Genomic DNA, 1768 nt, shown 5'->3' on the forward strand with positions numbered 1-1768 from the left:
AAAAAACCAAAGAAATAGAAATCAGCACCCAGACTAACTTTGTCAAAAAAGCTCAAAAAAGAAGCTCAAAAAAGAAGTCGGAATGCTGGAGTCTAAAACTCTAGTCAGAACCTTGAAAACTGCATAGAAATTAAGTCATCAAAGCGTGTATGTAATCCGAGAAATCGGAGCATCAGACAAGCGACCACCATGAAAGAATCAAGTGGTCAAGTTACAAAGGGCTAACGGTGGATACCTAGGCACACAGAGGCGAAGAAGGACGTGGCGACCGACGATAAGCTCCGGGGAGCTGGAAGCAAGCATTGATCCGGAGATGTCCGAATGGGGCAACCCAGTAAGCATCAGTTGAATACATAGACTGATAGCGGCGAACCCAGCGAATTGAAACATCTTAGTAGCTGGAGGAAGAGAAAGCAATAGCGATTTCCCAAGTAGTGGTGAGCGAACGGGAAACAGCCTAAACCAGAGGTTTTTACTTCTGGGGTCGTGGGACAGTCAATTAACGTATCTTGAAGCTAGACAAAGCAGTTGAAAGCTGCACCAGAGAAGGTGAAAGTCCTGTAGTCGAAAGTAGAAAAGAGCGTGACTGTATCCCGAGTAGCACGGGGCCCGTGAAATCCCGTGTGAATCAGCGAGGACCATCTCGTAAGGCTAAATACTACTGTGTGACCGATAGTGAACCAGTACCGCGAGGGAAAGGTGAAAAGAACCCCGGAAGGGGAGTGAAATAGAACATGAAACCGTTAGCTTACAAGCAGTGGGAGGACGATTTAACGTCTGACCGCGTGCCTGTTGAAGCATGAGCCGGCGAGTTATAGGCAGTGGCAGGTTAAGACCCTATGGGTTGAAGCCAAAGCGAAAGCGAGTTTGACAAGAGCGCCCGTGTGAAAGCACAGGTCACTGTTTATAGACCCGAACCCGGGTGATCTAACCATGTCCAGGATGAAGCTTGGGTAACACCAAGTGGAGGTCCGAACCGACTGATGTTGAAAAATCAGCGGATGAGGTGTGGTTAGGGGTGAAATGCCAATCGAACCCGGAGCTAGCTGGTTCTCCCCGAAATGTGTTGAGGCACAGCGGTCGAGATTAAGTTTAGGGGTAAAGCACTGTTTCGGTGCGGGCTGCGAGAGCGGTACCAAATCGAGGCAAACTCTGAATACTAAACTGGTACTCGGCCAGTCAGACGGTGGGGGATAAGCTTCATCGTCAAGAGGGAAACAGCCCAGACCACCAGCTAAGGTCCCAAAATGACTGCTAAGTGATAAAGGAGGTGGGAGTGCAGTGACAACCAGGAGGTTTGCCTAGAAGCAGCCACCCTTAAAAGAGTGCGTAATAGCTCACTGGTCTAGCGCTCCTGCGCCGAAAATGAACGGGGCTAAGCAGTCTACCGAAGCTGTGGAATAAATGATGTAAGTCATGTATTGGTAGGGGAGCGTTCCGCAACGGTGTGAAGCACTAGCGACAAGCAGGTGTGGACTGTGCGGAAGTGAGAATGTCGGCTTGAGTAGCGCAAATGTAGGTGAGAATCCTACACCCCGAAACCCTAAGGGTTCCTCCGCCAGGCTCGTCCGCGGAGGGTGAGTCAGGTCCTAAGGCGAGGCAGAAGTGCGTAGTCGATGGATAACGGGTCAATATTCCCGTACCTGACATTGTTGGTGCAGAGGGACGGAGAAGGCAATCGCCAGCCGGATGTTGGTTACCGGTTCAAGTATTCGAGGTGTTGAGAGACGGAGAAAACGTCTTGAGCTGAGGTACGAGTACGACCTCC

General features: G+C 50.3%; 1 rRNA gene. It reads left to right on the plus strand.

The annotated features are described in order from the left end of the window. Positions 1-204 precede the first annotated feature (204 nt). A 23S ribosomal RNA gene (locus QT992_RS33110) occupies positions 205-1768 on the plus strand; the annotation flags it as partial.

The organism is Microcoleus sp. T3_D1, assembly GCF_036700405.1.
Taxonomy (GTDB): domain Bacteria; phylum Cyanobacteriota; class Cyanobacteriia; order Cyanobacteriales; family Microcoleaceae; genus Microcoleus.